The following is a 17,656-nucleotide window of genomic DNA, read 5'->3' as shown; positions in this document are numbered from 1 at the left end:
GCTTGTCCGGCCTGTAATGATCTCTGATCTACCTGTGCTGATTCACGGAAGCTGATTTCTGATTCTGCTGCCCACAACCTACTTTTTGGTCATGACCGTTTCCAGGTCGCCCGGCGTGATTTCCCGGCTCTGGGCACCGAAACGGGTGGCCGCCAGAGCACCGGCGGCGTTGGCAGCGCGGGCGGCACGGGCCAGAGGCAGGCCGGAGAGAACCGCGTGGGCAAAGGCAGCCGTGAAGGTATCGCCCGCACCGGTGCTGTCTACGACACTCCCCTCAGGCGGCACAGCGTCCACGAGTTCAGTTTCATCGGGTGTCCAGACGATGCTGCCCATTTTGCCGACCTTGACGATGACGCGCCGCGCCCCACCTGCACCGAGCTGGGCAAGTGCCGTGCTGATGCTGCCCGTGCCCGTGAGGGCCAGCAGTTCGTGCTGATTGAGCATCAGGTAATCTGCGCCGATCACGTCCTGCTCCAGTTTGGTTCCGGCCTTGTTGACAGCCCCGGTGCCCAGATCGATAAAGACGGGCACTGGTTTTTTGGCGTTCTTGGCCGCCTCGATGGCCTTCAGCGAATACTCGCGCTGCGGGCCTTCCGTCAGGGAATAGGCGGAAATGATCAGGGCATCGCTGGTTTCCACGTCTTTCTTTTTCAGCTTGGCCGGGTCGAGTTGACGGTTGGCGGCCCCGTCGCTGATCATGGCCCGCAGGCCGTCGGGGGTCTGCATCACCGTGATGGTGCTGGTAAGGTGATCGGGGTCGCGCTGAATGGCCGCCACGCTGACTCCACTGTCGCGCACCCGGCCCAGGGCGTATTCGGCAAAGGGGTCGTCTCCGACACGGGCCGCCAGAATCACGCTGTGGCCGAGGCGGGCCAGCGTAACGCTGATGGTGCCGCCCGCGCCGCCGGGTTCCATCGTGGAACGGCTGGGGGCGATCTCGCTGCCGGGCGTGGGCAACTGATTCAGATGATACAGATGGTCAACGGTAACGTCGCCAATGACGTAGAACTTCACGGTTAGAACCTCCGGGCCGGGATGGGACGTGGCCCTATCGAGTGAGACAAGATGAAAGGAGAGTGCGGGAACACCCGCAGAGTGACCGAGCAGTGTACCAAAGTGTACAGGAGACACCAACCGGAAAACGGCGCGGCAAAGACAGACCCCGCCCGGTCACACCTGCGTGTAATACGGCCTTTACCGTACCACGCCCAGGCTCCTCGCAACGGCCTGCAAGTCGTCCAGCGCCACGTCTTCGGCCCGCACGTCGGCCCGCAGGCCCGCTCCGGCGATGGCGGCGTCCACAGGTGCACCCTCATGCCCGATCAGGCGCAGATTGTTCCGCAGAGTCTTGCGGCGGTGGTGCAGGGCCGCGTCTATAAAGCTCACCAGTGCGGGGTCGGGCAGAGGACGGGCGCGGTCAAAATCGAGCCGCACCACGCTGCTCGTCACATCGGGCGCGGGTAGGAACGCACCTTTGGGCACGTCGCGCACATGTTTGACACTGCCGTAGAGGGCCGCCAGCGCACTCAGAAACCCGTAGGCATCCTGACCCGGTTTGGCCGCAAGACGCTGCGCCACCTCTTTTTGCACCAGTACGGTGGCCGACAGGATATTGGGAGCCTGCATAAACCGTGACAGCAGCACCCCCGTGATGTAGTAGGGCAGATTGGCGATGACGCGGGTCCCCGCAGGCAGCCCCGCATAATCGAAATCGAGGGCGTCTCCCCAGATCACATGGACTCCGGTGCCTGCCAGTGTCTCGGCCAGCACGGGCCGGAGCCGCTCGTCTTTTTCGAGGGCCGTCACCACTGCCCCCCGTGAGGCCACCTCGCGGGTCAACACGCCCAGACCGGGACCGATCTCCAGCACCGGCACGCCGGGCGCGGCTCCGCCTGCTTCGGCGATGGCCCGCAGGATATTGCCGTCGATCAGAAAATTCTGACCCAGGCTTTTGGTGGGGCGCAGGCCGTGCAGGGTCAGCAGTTCGCGCACGCGAGCAGGGGAATACAGGGGCGCGGTGCTGGGGTCGGGAAGGTCGGCATTCACGTCAGTGTTCAAGGGGAAACGTCTCCATCGGGGGGCGCAGATTGGGTGAGCAGGAAGTGTGGTGAACAGGAAGTGTGGTGGACAGGAAATACGTGTGGGCAGGAAACTCAGAGCAGAGATCGGCGGGCGGGCACACTGGCGAGCAGTCGCCCAGGGGCCGCGCGGCAGGAGTCAGCGCCTCGGAACCGGGCAGCCTGAAAAGACCGCCCCTGAAACCCTCAAAGTCTGCTGGGCGGCGTCAGTATACTGCCCACATGACCGATCCTGCCCGCAAGGGCGTTCTTTCTGCCGTGTCCGACCAAGCTGTGCCGGACGAGGGGCCACCCACCGACGCCCCGGTGTTGCCGGGGTCGCCACCTGAACTCTTGGCACCTGAACTCTCACCGCCTGAAACCGTTCCCGGCCCCTCCGAGCCTGCTCTGGACTGGAAGCCTTTTGCCCGCAACGGCGAGTGGCGCAGGGCACAGGCGGCGGCGCACCTGCTGCCTTCTCCGCCTGATGTATTTGCCGCACTTGTGACGCTGGTGGCTGTACAGGAAGATGTTCGCGCCCGCAAATACCCGGCGGCGAGGCGGGCTTTGGGGGGTTACGTGGAAGCCCTGAAAGGGGGCGAGACGGGGGGATTAGTGGGAGAAATGGCGCTGCTGAGGTCGCTGGCGGCTCCTGAAGTGCTCGATCATGCTCTGGCCGCACTGGAAGCGGGCAGCGGCGTGGCCGACCCCGGCGAACTCAGCGAGGTGCTGCGGCCCGCGCACGCGCACCCACTGATGCAGGCCGAGGCACACAACGCCCTGGGAGTGCTGCATGCCCTGCGCGACGAACCCGGCCCCGCCCGCGCCGCCTTCGAGGACGCCCGCCGCCTCGATCCGGGCCACTACCGGGCACTGATGAATCTGGGCAACCTCGATCTGGAAGCAGGCCGCCCTGCCGAGGCCGAGAACTGCTACCGCGAGGTGCTGAAATTGGCCCCCGACTACGAGGGCGCACACCATAACCTGGGCGTGGCTCTCCGGCGGCAGGGCAAGGTCTATGAATCGGTGGGGGCTATTCGGCGTGCTCAGCGCCTCGGCGTGCGCCGTTCTCAGCAGGAAACGCGGGAGGACATGCGCGAACAGTTCAAGGCCAATCCGAAATTGCGGGCCATTCGCTGGGTCATGGTGGCGGCAGCGGTACTGATCGTGGTCCTGATCTTCCGCAGTGCCGGGGGCTGAGCGAACCGTGCAGCACAATGCAACTGCGCTGATGGCCGACCCCGTTCTCTCCCCCGCTGGCGTGCGGGCGCTGGACGCGCGGCTGCTGGGGGCGGGCCTGCTGGAGCTGGCGATGGAAGAAGCCGGGCGAGCTGTGGCCGACGCCGTGCATGACGCTTTTCCGGCGGGGCGGGTGTTGCTGCTGGCAGGTGGCGGGGCCAACGGCGGAGACGCGCTGGTGGCCGCACGACATCTGGCAGCACTGGGAAAAGACGTGCGGGTGCTGGCCGCCCCGGTACGCCATCCCCTGACGCGGGCCAACCGGAAACGGCTGGGCGCGGTGGGCGTGCGGATAGCGGCGCTGAATGCGGCGGCAGTGGCACGAGAATCTCGGGCAGCAGCGGTAATGGTAGACGGCCTGCTGGGCACCGGCTTTACGCCTCCGCTGCGGCCCGCACTGAGCGAGATTGTGGCGGCAGTAAACGCTTCCGGCCTTCCGGTGGTGGCGATAGATTTGCCGAGCGGATTGGACGCCACCCGCGCCGATCTACCGGGCGAAACTGTACAGGCCGCGCTGACTGTGACACTGTCGGGCCTCAAGACGGCGCTCCTGTTTGGCCCCGCCGCACACCGGGCCGGAGAGGTCAGGCTGGCCGATCTGCGCCTGCCCCCCGGCTGGGCACAGGCACAGGCCTTTGCCACCCGGCCCACGCGGGCAGACGTGGCCCGCCTCCTGCCCGTGCGATCTGCCGACGCCCACAAGGGCACGGCGGGGCGGGTGTGGGTGGTGGGCGGCCATCCGGGCACGGCGGGGGCGGCAGCCCTGGCAGGTGTGGGGGCGCTGCGGGCCGGGTCAGGACTGGTCACGGTGTATTCGGCGGCAGAGGTGCCGCTGGTGATGCCCGAACTGATGATCCGGCGGCACGAGGATCTGGCCGCAGCTCTGGCCGAGGCTGCATCCCACAGCCGCCCGGACGCCGTGTGCATTGGTATGGGCCTGGGGCCGGACGCACCTGCCCTGGCCCGCATGGTGCTGGCTTGGAAGGGAATGGAGAGCAGCAGGCCAGGACGGGGCGTGCCCTGCGTTCTGGACGCCGACGCCCTGCAGCCCGAGTTGACTGGACTGGGACATGACGGCTGCGTCTGGACCCCCCATCCCGGCGAGGCGGCCAGAATGCTGGAATGTTCGGTGGCCGAGATCACGCGTGATCCGTTGGAAGCGGCCCGCGCCCTCCAGACCCGTTACGGCGGCTCTGTGATCCTGAAAGGCGGCCCCAGTATCGTGGCCCATCCGGGCGGCCTGTGGGTCAGCCGGGGCGGGCATCCCGGCATGGGCAGCGCGGGCATGGGCGATACGTTGGCGGGCATCGTGGCGGCGCTCCTGGGGCAGGGCCTCGCTGCGCCCGACGCCGCGCTGTGTGGCGTGACGCTGCACGCCAGGGCGGGTGAGCGGGCGGGAGCGCGGCACGGCTACGGCCTCAGCGCCAGCGATGTCAGCGCAGAACTGGGCGCGGCCTGGTTGGATGTGGCGGCACAGCAACTTGCTCACAGTTCATAGCCCACCCCCCCACTGCCTAAATAGAGTGATCTGTAAGCACGCCTCACCCATGCCCTGTGTCAGCCGCTACACTGAGCATATTCATGCAGGGCCTCCTCTCAGACCTTCCACTTATCGGCGTGATGGAACTCATCAACGGCACCCGGCAAACGGGCGTCCTGGAGGTGCAGTCCGAAGTGCCTTACACCGTCGCGTATGTCAAGGGCGAAGTCGTGGCAGGCGGCATTCTGGACTGGATGGGCGTGGACGCCATTCATGCCAGTCCGATGCTGCCCGACAGCGGCACCTTCGCCTTTGAACTCAAGCCCGTGACCGGCGCGGCATTGGGGCCATACGATCACTTCATGACCGACTGGGCGCGGGCCAGCGATGAATGGACGCAGATCTGCGCCGTCATCGGCAGCCCCAGCCGGGTGTTTCAGGGCGACATCTCGCTGTTCAACGATATGCAGGGCCGCAGTGTCCGGGCCGCCGCGAGGCAGGCCGACATGCCACTGTTTCAGGTGGCGCAACTGGTGGCCGAGGCGGTCAAGGACGGCAAGGTAGACCCCACCGAACGTTACGCCTGGTTCGGCCTGCGCCTGCGCCCCGGCGGAAAACGGGCGGCCATCCATCCGATTGCACGTGCCCTGGACGGCGAGGTGAATCTGGGCCAACTGATCGAACAGGGGTTTGCTCTGAACGACGTGCGCGAGTATCTGCTGGGAGAATTGCGGCTGGGCCTGCGGTTTCCCGGCAGCGGCTGGGTCATGCGCGACCTGATCTGGGAACAGAATCAGCGGCGTATTCAGGGCGGAAGTTCAGCGTAGGCAACCAAAAAGCGGCAAAAAAGTAAAGAGGGCCAGCAAAGACGTCTGTTGCTGGCCCTCTGCCCTGTGTTCGTTTACGGTGCCGGAAGACAACTCTCCCCTGATTTCTGAGGGACTTCAGGTGGGACTCTACGCAGGAGCCTTGGTTATTGGCCCCCCAGCACATGACTTGGGTTAGCATGCTGCCGATGCGTTCTCCTCTGCCCCGTGCTGTTCTGACCCGCCTGGAAACGGGCCGCGTGGTGGTGCTGAGTGCGCTGCTGGGCGGACTGGTGGGCGGGCTGTGCATCTTGCTGCGGCTGGTGCTGGACAATCTATTGCAGCTGGGCGCACAGCTGACCGGATACTCGCCCCCCGGCACTCCCGGCGAGGGCGGACTGCTGATGGCGTTCGGAACGGCCCTGCCCTGGGGCCTGCTGGCCTTGCCACTGGTCGGCGCGGCCTATGCGTGGTTGCTTCCTGCCAGATCCGGCGATCCCCTGACCCAACTGGTGCGCGGCTACCATGCACGGGGGCAGTGGCCGGGGCTGATCATCCAACTCCGCACGCTGGCCGGAACGCTGCTGGGGTACGGCGCAGGGCTGCTGGTGGGGCGCGACTCGGCCTTCACGATGGTGGGGCAACTGGGCACGCGGCTGCTGGGCCGGGTTACGCGGCTGGATTCGGTAGAGGCCCGCACCCTCACGCTGGCGGGCGCGGCAGCGGCGCTGGGCGCAGTTCTACACGCGCCCCTGGCCGCCGCCGTGCTGATCGCCGAGGTGCTGTACCGCCGGTTCGAGTTCGAGTTCGAGGTCTTGATGCCCTGCGTGTTGGCCTCGGTGGCGGCCTACGCGGTGTACGGGTTGGCGTTCGGGTTTCAGCCCCTGTTCAGCATTGCCGATGTGCAGGCTCCAGCGGCGGCACAGTTGCCGGAGGTCGCCGCCATCATTCTGGCCGTCACCCTGCTGGGGTGGTTGTCGCTGTTCGCCTTCCGGGCCATTCCCGAGCAGTGGTCGGATGGACGGCTGCGGCCCGTACTGGGCGCTGCCTTCGGCCTGCTGACGGCGTTGGTGGCCTGGGCAGGTACGGCGGAACTGGGAACCCTGGGCATCGTCGGCACGCCCGCCATTCTGGGTGACGGCACCGGCTGGGTGCAGCTCGGCGCGTCCGGGTTCCTGGGGTCAGAGGCGCTGGGCGGCGGGCTGTGGCGCTGGCTGCTGCTGGCGTTAGGGGCGCGGCTCGCCTTCGGCGGTGGCGTTCTGCCCTCGGTGGGGGTGGGCGGCGTGCTGGGCGTGGGGCTGGGCAGCTTGTTGGGCGTAGATCCGGCTGTGGCGGCATTGGTGGGGGTGGTCGCCTACGTCACGGTGACGCTGAATGTGCCGGTAGCTGCCGCGCTGCTGGCGGTGGCGTGGGGCGGCGACGCGCTGCTTCCGGTGGCGCTGCTGACCGCAGGAGTCGCCCACGTTCTCAGCGGCGAATCGGGGTTGGTGCCCGGTCAGGCGAGGTCGCGTGCAGCGAGTGCGGTTCATGCCGGAGCCACCGCGCCCCTCCTGCCAGAAGGCGTGCGCTTTATTCCGCGCCGTACAGCCAATGCTCCCGCAACCCCCTTTGATGCGCCCAGGCCCGACGACGCGCTGGACACCGAAACGACCTCCTCGCTGACTCCTGCTGAGCGCGAACTGTACCGCCGGGGTGTGCCCCCGAGCTGGCGCGGCGCAAGGCTGAGTGTGCTGTCGTTGCCGCCGGGAGTAGAGGTGGTGGGCATCGTGCGTGACGGCACCGTACGCCTGCCCCGTCCCGAACTGCTGCTGACCACCGACGATGAACTGGTCTTTCTGGCCCGCCCCGATGCCTACGCCGCGTTGGAAGGCGTGCTGAGACTGCCAGGAGCCTAGAGGAATGAGCCGGGGAGACGACCGATCAGATGAACCTCTAGACGAACAATCGGATCAGAAGGGTGCAGGTCGGGGCATGCCTCTGTTGCGGGGCTGGGACCGCAATGGACGGCTGGGCATCCTGAACGGCTGGTTTGTTTTTACAGGCGACGGGTTTTTCAATGTGACTGTGGTGGTCGCTGGTTTCGCGGCGCGGCTGGGTGCACCTAACGCCGTGATCGGCCTGCTGCCCGCCATAGCCGGGGGCGGATGGATGCTGCCGCAACTGCTGGTGGCCGCACGGGTTCGCAGCCTGCCTTTCAAGTTGCCCGTGTACCGTTCGGCGGCCCTGATCCGCACGCTCAGCTACGTGTCCATGATTCTGGTGGCGGCTCTGCTGTGGCAGATGCCCGCCCTGTGCCTCACGCTCTTCGTGTTGGCGATGCTGGCAAATGCTCTGGCCTCGGGCGTATCGGGCCTGCCTTTTCTGGAGGTCATCAGCAAAACAGTTCCTTCCGAACAGCGGTCACGGTTTTTTGGCACCCGCAACCTCTACGGCGGCCTGCTGGCCTTTGGCGCGGGGTTGTTGGTACGCTGGATTCTCGGCTCTGGGCTGGCCTTTCCCTATAATTACGCGCTGATTTTTACGCTGGGAACCCTGGCCTACAGCGTGGGCTACTGGCTCTTTGGCCGCCTGTCGGAGCCGCCTGACCCACCACTTCCAGCAGAGGGTGTACGGGCTGAAGTACGGGCCATTCCCGAAACGCTACGTGACCCGCATTTTCGGGCCTTTCTGAGGGTGCGTCTGCTGCTGGCAGGTGCAAGCATGGCCGAGCCGTTTTATGCCGTGTACGCCCTACGCGAATTGCATTTTCCAGCAGCCACACTGGGCATTTTCGTGATGACCCTTACCGGAGCTGCGCCTCTGTCGAATGTGGTGTGGCAGAGGGTGGCCGAGCGCAAAGGCTCACGCCGCATTATCCGTTATGCCAGTGTTTTTGCTGGTCTTGCGCCGCTGTATGCGCTGTTGGTGGGAGCCTTGGGGTGGACTTCCTGGGCCTACCTGGGGGTATTTGTGCTGTCGAGTGTGGCCGCTCAGGGCTTCAACCTTGGACATACCAACCACTTGCTCAATATTGCCCCGGCCAATGCCCGCAGCCGGTATATCGGCACCCTCAACACTCTGGTAGGCGCAGCCCTGTTTGCCCCCGTCCTGGGGGGGTTCCTGGCCGATGTCGCTGGATATGCCCCCGTGTTTGGCCTGAGTGCTACCCTGTGCGCGGCGGCCTGGTGGGGCTGCGGCAAGTTACGCCGCGATGCCTGATCTCTGCAGTAATTTGTTGCCCGTAGCATCTCCTATGACATTCAAACTGCAGTTTGTCTAGGAATATCTTAACATTCTGCAAAAAGTGCGCTAAGGTTTGCTGCGAGCCAAGTTCAGAGCAACGAATAGCCTCCAGAGCTGGAAACAGCCGATGGCGGAGCATGACCGTTCTGAGCCGACTCGTCAATTATGATGACGGATCAGGGCAAATTTTTAGAATGTGCTAACATTCCGCCACTCTCAACACGCTCGCGTGGCGACCCTTCAGTCGGCCACCGGAAGGAATCCAAATGAAAAAGTCTATGAAAACCGTGTCTACTTTGCTGCTTCTCGGAACCGCTGCCGTCGCCTTCGCGCAGGGCAACACCATCCTGACCATCGGCTCGGGCAGCACCACGGGCGTGTACTTTCCCGTCGCCACCGGCATGGCAAAAATGATCAACGATTCAGGCAGCGGCGTCCGTGCCAATGCCCGCAGCACGGGCGGCAGCGTCTTTAACATGAACGCACTCGGCACGGGCGAACTCGACATCGCCATCGCCCAAAACGACATCGCCTACTACGCCTACAAAGGCACGGGCATCAGCGCCTTTGAGGGCAAGGCCAACAACAAGATCCGCAGCATGGCCGTGCTGTACCCCGAGGTTCTGCACGTCATCGCGCGCAAAGACTCCAAGATCAACTCGATTGCTGATCTAAAGGGCAAGCGCGTCGTCATCGGAGACCTGGGTTCGGGCACCGAGCAGACCGCCCGTCAGGTGATGGAAGCCTACGGCCTGAAGCTCGATGATCTGGGTCAGACCCTGCGCGTTTCTCCTGCACAGGGCATCAGCCTGATGCAGGACAAGCGGGCCGACGCCCTGTTCTACACCGTGGGCGTGGGCGCAAGCGCCATCAGCCAGATTGCCCAGACCGTAGACGTGAATGTGGTGCCTGTCAGCGGTAACCAGGCTGCCAACCTGCTCAAGAAGTACCCCTTCTACGTGCGCTTCAATATCCCCGCCAAGTCTTATAAGGGTGTGGGTGCAACGGTGCCCAGCGTGGCGGTGCAGGCGGTCATGTTGACCACCAGTGCCACCAGTGATGATGCCGTGTACAAGGCCATGAAAGCCACCTTTGGCAGCGAAGCCGACCTGAAGGCGATCCACCCCAGCCTTGGCCTGAACTACTCGCTTGAAAAAGCCGTTAAGGGCTTGCCTGCACCTCTGCACCCCGGCGCAGTCAAGTTCTTCAAAGAAAAAGGCCTGAACGTCAAATAAGGCGCTGTGTCGTGGCCTGAGTACTGGCCTGATGATTGGGGCCAGTCGCGATCCCACCTGCGACTGGCCCCTCTTCTTTCAAGGAGGATGAGGAAGATATGAGTGAACCCACAAGACCGATCAGCAGTAACCCGAGCCTCACTCCACCCGGACAGGAGATGAGCGAGGGCGAACGCCGCGCCATAGAAATGGTGGAAGCTGCCGAAACGGGCGGACGCAAGCTGTTCGGCTGGCAGGCCATGCTGGTCACCATCGTGGCGGTGGGCTGGTGCCTGTTCCAGATGTACGCGGCTTATCAAGGCACCATCGTGCCGACTACCCTGCGCTCCATTCACCTGGGTTTCGCCTTTGCCCTGGCCTTCCTGGTCTTCCCATTCAAAAAGACACCCGGCAATCCTCAGACCAAGGTGCCCTGGGGAGACTGGATTTTGGGTGGCCTCGCCACTGCCTCGGCGCTGTATTTCTTTGTAGAGTACTCCAACATTGCCAACAACGGCGGCCTGCGCTCAGACGCACCGTTGGATCTGATCGCCAGCAGCGCCCTCGTCATCATGCTGCTGCTGACGGCCTGGCGCACCCTGGGTATTGCCATGCCGATCATCTCGCTGGCCTTCATCCTGTTCGCCTTTATGGGATCACGCGGCCTGATTTCGTTTATTCAGACGCCTTTCCACAACGGTTACACCTGGCCGCAATTGATGGGCCAACTGGCGACCAACACTGAGGGGATCTTCGGAACGGCCATCGGCGTCAGCGCTCAGATCGTGTTCCTGTTCGTGCTGTTCGGCGCAGTGTTCGACAAGTTGGGTGCAGGCGACTGGTTCATGCGGGTCGCTCAAAGCCTCCTGGGCGGCTTCCGGGGCGGCGCGGCCAAAGCCAGCATCCTCAGCAGCGCCCTGAACGGCATTATTTCGGGCAGCGCCGTCTCCAACGTGGTCACGGGCGGCAACATCACCATCGGCACCATGATCCGCACCGGATATAGCCGCGAAAAAGCCGGAGCCATCGAGGTCGCCAGCAGTTCCAACGGCCAATTGATGCCCCCTGTCATGGGTGCGGCGGCCTTTATCATGGCCCAGAACCTGAACATCGAGTACCGTTCGCTGATCTTGGCAGCCGCTATTCCGGCCTTCTTGTGCTATGCGGCGCTACTGGTGGTGTCTCATATCGAGGCACTGAAACTGAACCTTAAAGGTCTGCCCAGAAATGAACTGCCCCGAGTTCGCAAAACCCTGTTGGAAGGCTGGTATTACATGATTCCACTGGGCTACCTGATCGGTGTACTGACCGTGAACCCGGAAGCCAATCCCGAACGCGTGGCCCTGACCACTATCATGATCATGCTGGTCATGATGTTCGCACAGGAAGTCTTCTGGGGTAGCCGTGACGGACGCAGCCCCGCCCGCAGCCTGCTGGACGGCGGCAAGAAAATCATCGAGGCCTTCGAGGGCGGCGCACGCTCCATGATCGGGATCGCCATCGCCACTGCAGCCGCCGGAATCATCGTGGGCATCGTGACCATTACGGGCCTGGGTTTCGGGCTGGCCGATCTGGTGCAGAGCGTCGCCAACCTGTTCAGCAACGAGTTCCTGCGGATTCTGGTCGTGCTGTTCATGGGCCAGCTTATTGCCCTGATTCTGGGCATGGGCCTGCCCACCACCGCCAACTACATCCTCATGAGCGCCCTGATCGTGCCGATTATCGCCAAGATCGCGGGCCTCGATACAGGCAATCCCGCCGAGATGCTGCCCGTCCACATGTTCGTCTTCTACTTCGGCATCATGGCCGACAGTACGCCGCCAGTAGCGTTGGCGGCGTTCGCGGCGGCGGCCATCTCGGGTGGTGACCCCATCAAAACAGGCGTGCAGGCTTTTCAGTACGAACTCCGCACAGCACTCCTGGCCTACATGATGTTCTTTAATCCTGTACTGCTGCTGATCAAAGACGGCAAGCTGGGCGGTGTTCCACTGGGCGAAGCCGTGCCGATGATCCTGTTCGCCTTCATCGGTCTGGTCGCCTTCAGCGCCGCCACCCTGCGCTTCCTGCACCGCAAGACCAACCCCATTCAGATGATCATGCTGTTGGCCGCAGCCTTTATTCTGATCATTCCCACCAGTATCGTCTGGAACATTGCCGCCCTTGGACTGATTGCCCTCGTGTACTTCTGGCAAAAAGCAGGCAGCCGCAACGAACCCAGCAGTCCCCTGCCCGCCGCTGCTTAAACCTGTTCAACCGTGCGCCTCTGCCCTGTTCGGGTGGGGGCGCTTTTCTTTGATGAGGTCTTGAACTGACCCCAACCCAGAAAACGGGCATTTCCCCAACCTGCCTTGAAGTGCTAGAATGGCCCGTTTTAGAGCGAAGGGGGCAAGCTCCCTTATGCATCCGACATAACCCGCCAGTCGCCGTAAAACGTGTGCTGGCCGCCCTCAAAGATCAATTCAAAGGAGCTTCCGACTTGCAAAACCTGATTGTTCGTGGTGCGCGGGAACACAACCTCAAAAATGTGACGGTCGAGCTTCCCCGTGACCAATTCATCGTCATTACGGGCGTGTCGGGCAGCGGCAAAAGCACGCTGGCCTTCGACACGATTTATGCCGAGGGCCAGCGCCGCTATGTGGAATCGCTGAGCGCCTATGCCCGCCAGTTTCTGGGGCTGATGGAAAAGCCGGATGTAGACGGCATCGAGGGTCTGTCTCCGGCTATTTCTATCGACCAGAAGACCACCAGCCACAACCCCCGCAGTACGGTCGGCACCGTTACCGAGATTCACGACTATCTGCGCCTGCTGTACGCCCGCGTGGGCACGCCGTATTGCCCGGTGTGTGGGCGCAAAATTGAAAAACAGAGTCCCAGCGAGATCACAGACCGCCTCCTGAGCGGCTACGAAGACGCCCGCGCTATTTTGCTGGCCCCAGTGGTGCGTGGGCGCAAGGGCGAATACCGCAAGCTGTTTGGCGATCTGCGGCGCGAGGGGTTTGCGCGGGTGCGCGTGGACGGCACGCTGTACGAACTGGACGAGGCCGAAAAGCTGAAGCTGGAAAAGTTTGAAAAGCATGATGTGGACGTGGTGATTGACCGCGTGACGCTACGCGGCAGTGACCGCACCCGCATTGCCGAAAGCGTGGAACTCGGCCTGCGCCGGGGCGAGGGCCTGCTGCGCGTGCTGATGCCCGAAGGCGGCCCAGACGGTGAAAGTGCCGAAGAGCTGTATTCCGAAAAGTTCGCCTGCCCGGAACACGGCAGCGTTCTGGAAGAACTCGAACCCCGTTCTTTCAGCTTTAACTCGCCTTACGGGGCCTGCGGAGACTGCGCGGGGCTGGGGCACAAAAACGAATTTTCACCCGAACTGGTCGTAGACGAGAAACTGAGCATCGCAGAAGGCGCAATTCTGCCCTGGTCGAAGAAAGGCACGGGCGGCGGCGTGTACTACTGGGACAAGCTTAAGGCGCTGTCAGAACATCTGGAATTTGACCTGAAAGCGCCGTGGCGCGACCTGCCGGAGAAGGCCAAAACTGCCATCCTGAACGGCCCCGGCGAACCGTTTGAAGTGATCTACCGCCGCGCAGGCAAAGAAACCATGCGCTTTATGACTGAATTTGAAGGCGTGCTGCCCAACCTGGAGCGCCGCTTTGCCGATACCGAATCGGAATTCATGCGCGAGAAGCTGGAAGAAATGATGGAGCTGCGGCCCTGCCCGACCTGTGCAGGCACGCGCTACAAACCCGAAATTCTGGCGGTGCGGGTGGGCAGCCTCAACATCTCGCAGGCCAGCGGCATGAGCGTGCTGGACGCCGACGCCTTTTTTGCCGGATTGCAGGAAGGCACGCTGGATCATGACGCGGTCGCGCCGCATCTGGCCGGACACCTCGGCGGCACGGCCAAAGCGCACGCCCCGGCCCGCTACGACTACACCCTGAACGTGTTTGGCGAGGCGGTGGCCGCCCCGATTCTGAAGGCCATTCGCACCCGCCTGAAGTTTCTGGTGGATGTGGGTCTGGATTACCTGAGCCTTGACCGCACCGCCAACACCCTCAGCGGCGGCGAGGCCCAGCGCATCCGGCTGGCAACGCAGGTGGGATCGGGCCTGACCGGGGTGCTGTACGTGCTGGACGAACCCAGCATCGGCCTGCATCCCAAGGACAACCACCGATTGATCGGAACACTGAAGCACCTGCGGGATCTGGGCAACACGCTGTTGGTGGTGGAACACGACGAAGATACGATGATGGAAGCCGATTATCTGGTCGATATGGGACCGGGTGCAGGCGTCCACGGCGGCGAGATCGTGGCGGTGGGCACGCCCGCCGAGGTGAGAGACAACCCCGACAGCCTGACCGGAAAATACCTGCGCGGCGAACTGAAAATTGAGATTCCGGCAGAGCGGCGGCGCGGCAACGGCAAGCGCCTGAAAGTCATCGGGGCGCGGGAACACAACCTGCAAAACGTCAGCATCGACATTCCGCTGGGCACCATGACCGTGATGACCGGCCCCAGCGGCAGCGGCAAAAGCACCCTGATTCACGACATTCTGCACGCGACCTTGGCCCGCGAACTGAACGGCGCGAAGACCAGTCCGGGCCGCTATGACCGCATCGAGGGCATGGAGCATCTCGATAAGGTCATCGAGATCGACCAGTCTCCGATTGGGCGCACGCCGCGCAGCAACCCGGCCACCTACACGGGCGTCTTTACCGAGGTGCGAGACCTGTTTACCCGCACCCCCGAATCACGTCGGCGGGGTTATCAGGCGGGGCGCTTTTCCTTCAACGTGAAGGGCGGGCGCTGCGAACACTGCAAGGGCGACGGCGTGATGAAGATCGAGATGAACTTCCTGCCCGACATCTACGTGCCCTGTGAGGTCTGCAAAGGCGCACGCTACAACCGCGAAACGCTGGAAGTGAAGTACAACGGCAAGACCATCAGCGATGTGCTGAACCTGACCGTCGAGGATGCCCGCGAGTTTTTCGAGGCCATTCCCGCCATCGAGCGCAAGATGCAACTGCTGTGTGACGTGGGCCTCGGCTATATGCGGATCGGGCAGCCCAGCACCACGCTGTCGGGCGGCGAGGCGCAGCGCATCAAGCTGGCGTCCGAGCTGAGCAAGCGGGCCACCGGCAAAACCATCTACATTCTGGACGAACCCACCACCGGCCTGCACTTTGAAGATGTGCGGAAGCTGATGGAAGTGCTGCAACGCCTCGTGGAGGGCGGCAATACCCTGCTCATCATCGAACACAATCTGGACGTGATGAAGTGCGCCGACCACATCATCGATCTGGGGCCAGAAGGCGGCGTGCGCGGCGGATTGGTGGTCGCCACCGGAACGCCGGAGCAGTTGGCCGCCCACGCCACATCGCATACAGGTACGTACCTGCGGCGCGTACCGGGGATCAAGCCTGCCGGAGAGCCGGAACCCGCTGCACCGACCAAGCCCGAAGCCAAAGCCCCAGCCAAAAAAGCCTCGGCCAAAGCCAAAGCGGTGGCAACTGCCGAAGACCCGGAACGCGAATTGGTGGCTGCCGCACCTGCCCGCAAGGGACGCCCCAAGAAAAGTGATCAATGATTCAGGGTGCTTTATGGTCTGTGGGCTTTATGATCACAGGTAACGTATGACCACGCCTCCCCCAAACCTTTCCAAGACAGATGCCGCCAGAACAGACCCGACCAGGGTAGATACGGCGAGAGCAGACCTGTCTCCAGACCTGCCCGGCCCGGCGCGGCCTTCCCGTGCCGCGCGGTTGCGGGCTGCCCGTCGCCGCGCTGGATGGCTGGATCTGGCCCGTCTGGTGGGCGGCTGGGCGCTACTGGCGCTGCTGGCCTACTTCATGTGGACACCCGGCGACTGGCCCGTGCGCCTGCTGGCCTGGGTGCTGCTCGTTATTCTGGCCGATGAATTCGGTGGCTGGTTCGGTTATCTCGGCGTGGTCTTGGGGGGGCTGGCCTTCCTGAGTCCCAACGCGCCGCCTGCCCAGTGGAGCATCATCGTGCCGCTGGTGGGCGGTGCGCTGATGGCACTGCTGTTGGTGAAGCATTCAGGCGGGCCACTGGTGCTGCCATTTGCGGGGCTATTATTTGCAGGCACGCTGCTGGGGGTCGGGCGCTTTGGCCCCAAAATAGACCCCACGCTGACCCTGCCCGCCAATCCCGAATTTCAGCGCACGGCAATCCTGGCCCTGCTGGTGGGCCTGGGCTTCAGCTTTGTGCGGCAGGTCATCAACATTCTGCTGAAACGGCGGGCACGGCGTCGGGCGGCCAGATTATCAGGCGTACCCGAACTCACCACCTGAATCCCCACTCCACCTCAGTTGCCCCTTCTGGTCCGCCCGGAGGGGCAATTCTCTGGCCCCATGATTCAACCTACCCTCTGCCCAGTTCATCCGCCCGATTGGTAGACTGACCCCATATGACCCGTCTTCAAGGAACCAACCCAAACCGTACCATTCTGGTGATCGGAACGCTGCTGGCCGCCGCCCTGATTGCCATCGCGCTGTTCGCAGTTCGCGGCAAACCCAGCGGCTCCGCTCAAGCCGTCAGTTTCAACACTTCAGGGCAGCCTGTGATGGGGCAAGCAGACGCGCCCGTTACGATGGTCGTCTTCGAGGACTTCAAATGTCCCAACTGCAAACGGTTTGAAGACGAATTCCTGCCCGAGCTGAAGAGCAAATACATCGACACCGGCAAAGTCAAGATGGTCTCCATGAACTTTCCCTTCCTGGCCCAGAATGCCCGCCTGCCCACCGACGACAGCAAGTTGGCCGCGCAGGCCGTGGAGTGTGCCTTCCTGCAAAGCAATGACCTGCACAACAGCTTTAAAACCGTTTTGTTTCGTGGGCAGGGCAGCGAATCTACCGTGTGGGCCACCAAAAGCCGCCTGAAAGAGCTGGCCGCCAATGTGGAGGGCCTCGATACGGCCAAATTTGCTACCTGCCTGGATAGCGATCAGACTGCTGCCGCTGTAGACGCCGACGAGAAGCAGGCGACCGATGCCAAAGTCGCCGGAACGCCCGCCATCTACATCAACGGCAAGCTGGTCGACAGCTACGCCACCGACTCGGTCAGTGCCGCTATAGACGCTGCCCTGAAGAACTGAGGCGCGGGGATGACACGCGACAACCGCCTCTATCTGGCGTGGGTGGTGGCCCTGATCGCCACCATCGGTAGCCTGTGGTTCAGCGAATCTCGGGGCTTCATTCCCTGTGTGCTGTGCTGGTTTCAGCGCATTGCCATGTATCCGCTGGCCCTGCTGCTGGGCATCGCCGCACTCCGGGGTGACCTGAATATTCGTACCTACGCTCTGCCACTGGCCGCCGTGGGCTGGGTGGTGGCCCTAATCCACAATCTGGAAGACTGGGGCATCATTCAGACCCTCAAAATCTGCGGCGTAGGTCAGACCACCGCCGGATGCGACGTGCAGTGGCCGATCTGGGGCAGCGGCGTACTGGCGGGCCTGAATTCCATCATCACCATTCCGGTGCTGGCACTGACCGCTTTTACATTGATCATCGGACTGCTGAGCTGGGGCAGGCGGCGGATGTAATACGGATTCCGACGGAACACTGTGCAGTGCGGTGTTCCATCCGGCTTGCCAAGCCCTCCGGGTACAAAACAGACTTGAAG

General features: G+C 63.2%; 13 protein-coding genes. 11 read left to right on the top strand and 2 right to left on the bottom strand.

Annotated elements, in window-relative coordinates; genetic code table 11:
* Positions 1-78: 78 nt before the first annotated feature.
* On the bottom strand, positions 79-1,014 hold the full coding sequence (locus F561_RS0104335) for a carbohydrate kinase family protein (protein WP_019008722.1): 936 nt from the start codon (positions 1,012-1,014) through the stop codon (positions 79-81).
* Positions 1,015-1,194: 180 nt separating this feature from the next.
* Entirely contained in the window at positions 1,195-2,058 is an 864-nt protein-coding gene (gene rsmA, locus F561_RS0104330) for a 16S rRNA (adenine(1518)-N(6)/adenine(1519)-N(6))-dimethyltransferase RsmA (protein ID WP_019008721.1), read from the bottom strand.
* A 242-nt stretch (positions 2,059-2,300) separates the two neighbouring features.
* Here rsmA and F561_RS0104325 point away from each other — a divergent pair, with 242 nt between their 5' ends.
* The 11 genes from F561_RS0104325 to F561_RS0104275 all read left to right on the top strand — a co-directional run bounded on the left by F561_RS0104325 (position 2,301) and on the right by F561_RS0104275 (position 17,576).
* Entirely contained in the window at positions 2,301-3,257 is a 957-nt protein-coding gene (locus tag F561_RS0104325) for a tetratricopeptide repeat protein (RefSeq protein ID WP_019008720.1), read from the top strand.
* 31 nt (positions 3,258-3,288) lie between these two features.
* Positions 3,289-4,794 (top strand): bifunctional ADP-dependent NAD(P)H-hydrate dehydratase/NAD(P)H-hydrate epimerase, encoded by a 1,506-nt coding sequence (locus F561_RS0104320; protein ID WP_040379838.1) that lies wholly within the window; start codon positions 3,289-3,291, stop codon positions 4,792-4,794.
* 83 nt (positions 4,795-4,877) lie between these two features.
* On the top strand, positions 4,878-5,603 hold the full coding sequence (locus F561_RS0104315) for a DUF4388 domain-containing protein (protein ID WP_019008718.1): 726 nt from the start codon (positions 4,878-4,880) through the stop codon (positions 5,601-5,603).
* A 188-nt stretch (positions 5,604-5,791) separates the two neighbouring features.
* On the top strand, positions 5,792-7,477 hold the full coding sequence (locus F561_RS0104310; RefSeq protein ID WP_026298595.1) for a chloride channel protein: 1,686 nt from the start codon (positions 5,792-5,794) through the stop codon (positions 7,475-7,477).
* A gap of 76 nt (positions 7,478-7,553) precedes the next feature.
* The gene (locus tag F561_RS0104305; RefSeq protein ID WP_019008716.1) at positions 7,554-8,780 is read left to right on the top strand and encodes an MFS transporter; all 1,227 of its coding nucleotides are present in this window, start codon (positions 7,554-7,556) and stop codon (positions 8,778-8,780) included.
* A 302-nt stretch (positions 8,781-9,082) separates the two neighbouring features.
* Positions 9,083-10,039, top strand: a complete 957-nt coding sequence (locus F561_RS0104300; RefSeq protein ID WP_019008715.1) for a TAXI family TRAP transporter solute-binding subunit — start codon at positions 9,083-9,085, stop codon at positions 10,037-10,039.
* 98 nt (positions 10,040-10,137) lie between these two features.
* Entirely contained in the window at positions 10,138-12,261 is a 2,124-nt protein-coding gene (locus F561_RS0104295) for a TRAP transporter permease (RefSeq protein WP_026298594.1), read from the top strand.
* Positions 12,262-12,494: 233 nt separating this feature from the next.
* Positions 12,495-15,602 carry an excinuclease ABC subunit UvrA gene (gene uvrA / locus F561_RS0104290; protein ID WP_040379835.1) on the top strand — a complete coding sequence of 1,036 codons (3,108 nt, stop codon included), beginning with the start codon at positions 12,495-12,497 and terminating at the stop codon, positions 15,600-15,602.
* A 46-nt stretch (positions 15,603-15,648) separates the two neighbouring features.
* On the top strand, positions 15,649-16,326 hold the full coding sequence (locus tag F561_RS29625) for a hypothetical protein (protein WP_019008712.1): 678 nt from the start codon (positions 15,649-15,651) through the stop codon (positions 16,324-16,326).
* Between the two features lie 116 nt (positions 16,327-16,442).
* Entirely contained in the window at positions 16,443-17,129 is a 687-nt protein-coding gene (locus F561_RS0104280) for a DsbA family protein (RefSeq protein WP_019008711.1), read from the top strand.
* Between the two features lie 9 nt (positions 17,130-17,138).
* Positions 17,139-17,576 (top strand): disulfide bond formation protein B, encoded by a 438-nt coding sequence (locus tag F561_RS0104275; RefSeq protein WP_019008710.1) that lies wholly within the window; start codon positions 17,139-17,141, stop codon positions 17,574-17,576.
* Positions 17,577-17,656: the final 80 nt, after the last annotated feature.

The sequence above is a fragment of the Deinococcus aquatilis DSM 23025 genome (assembly GCF_000378445.1).
Classification (GTDB): Bacteria; Deinococcota; Deinococci; order Deinococcales; family Deinococcaceae; genus Deinococcus; species Deinococcus aquatilis.
This window is presented reverse-complemented; position numbering and strand designations above follow the sequence as displayed.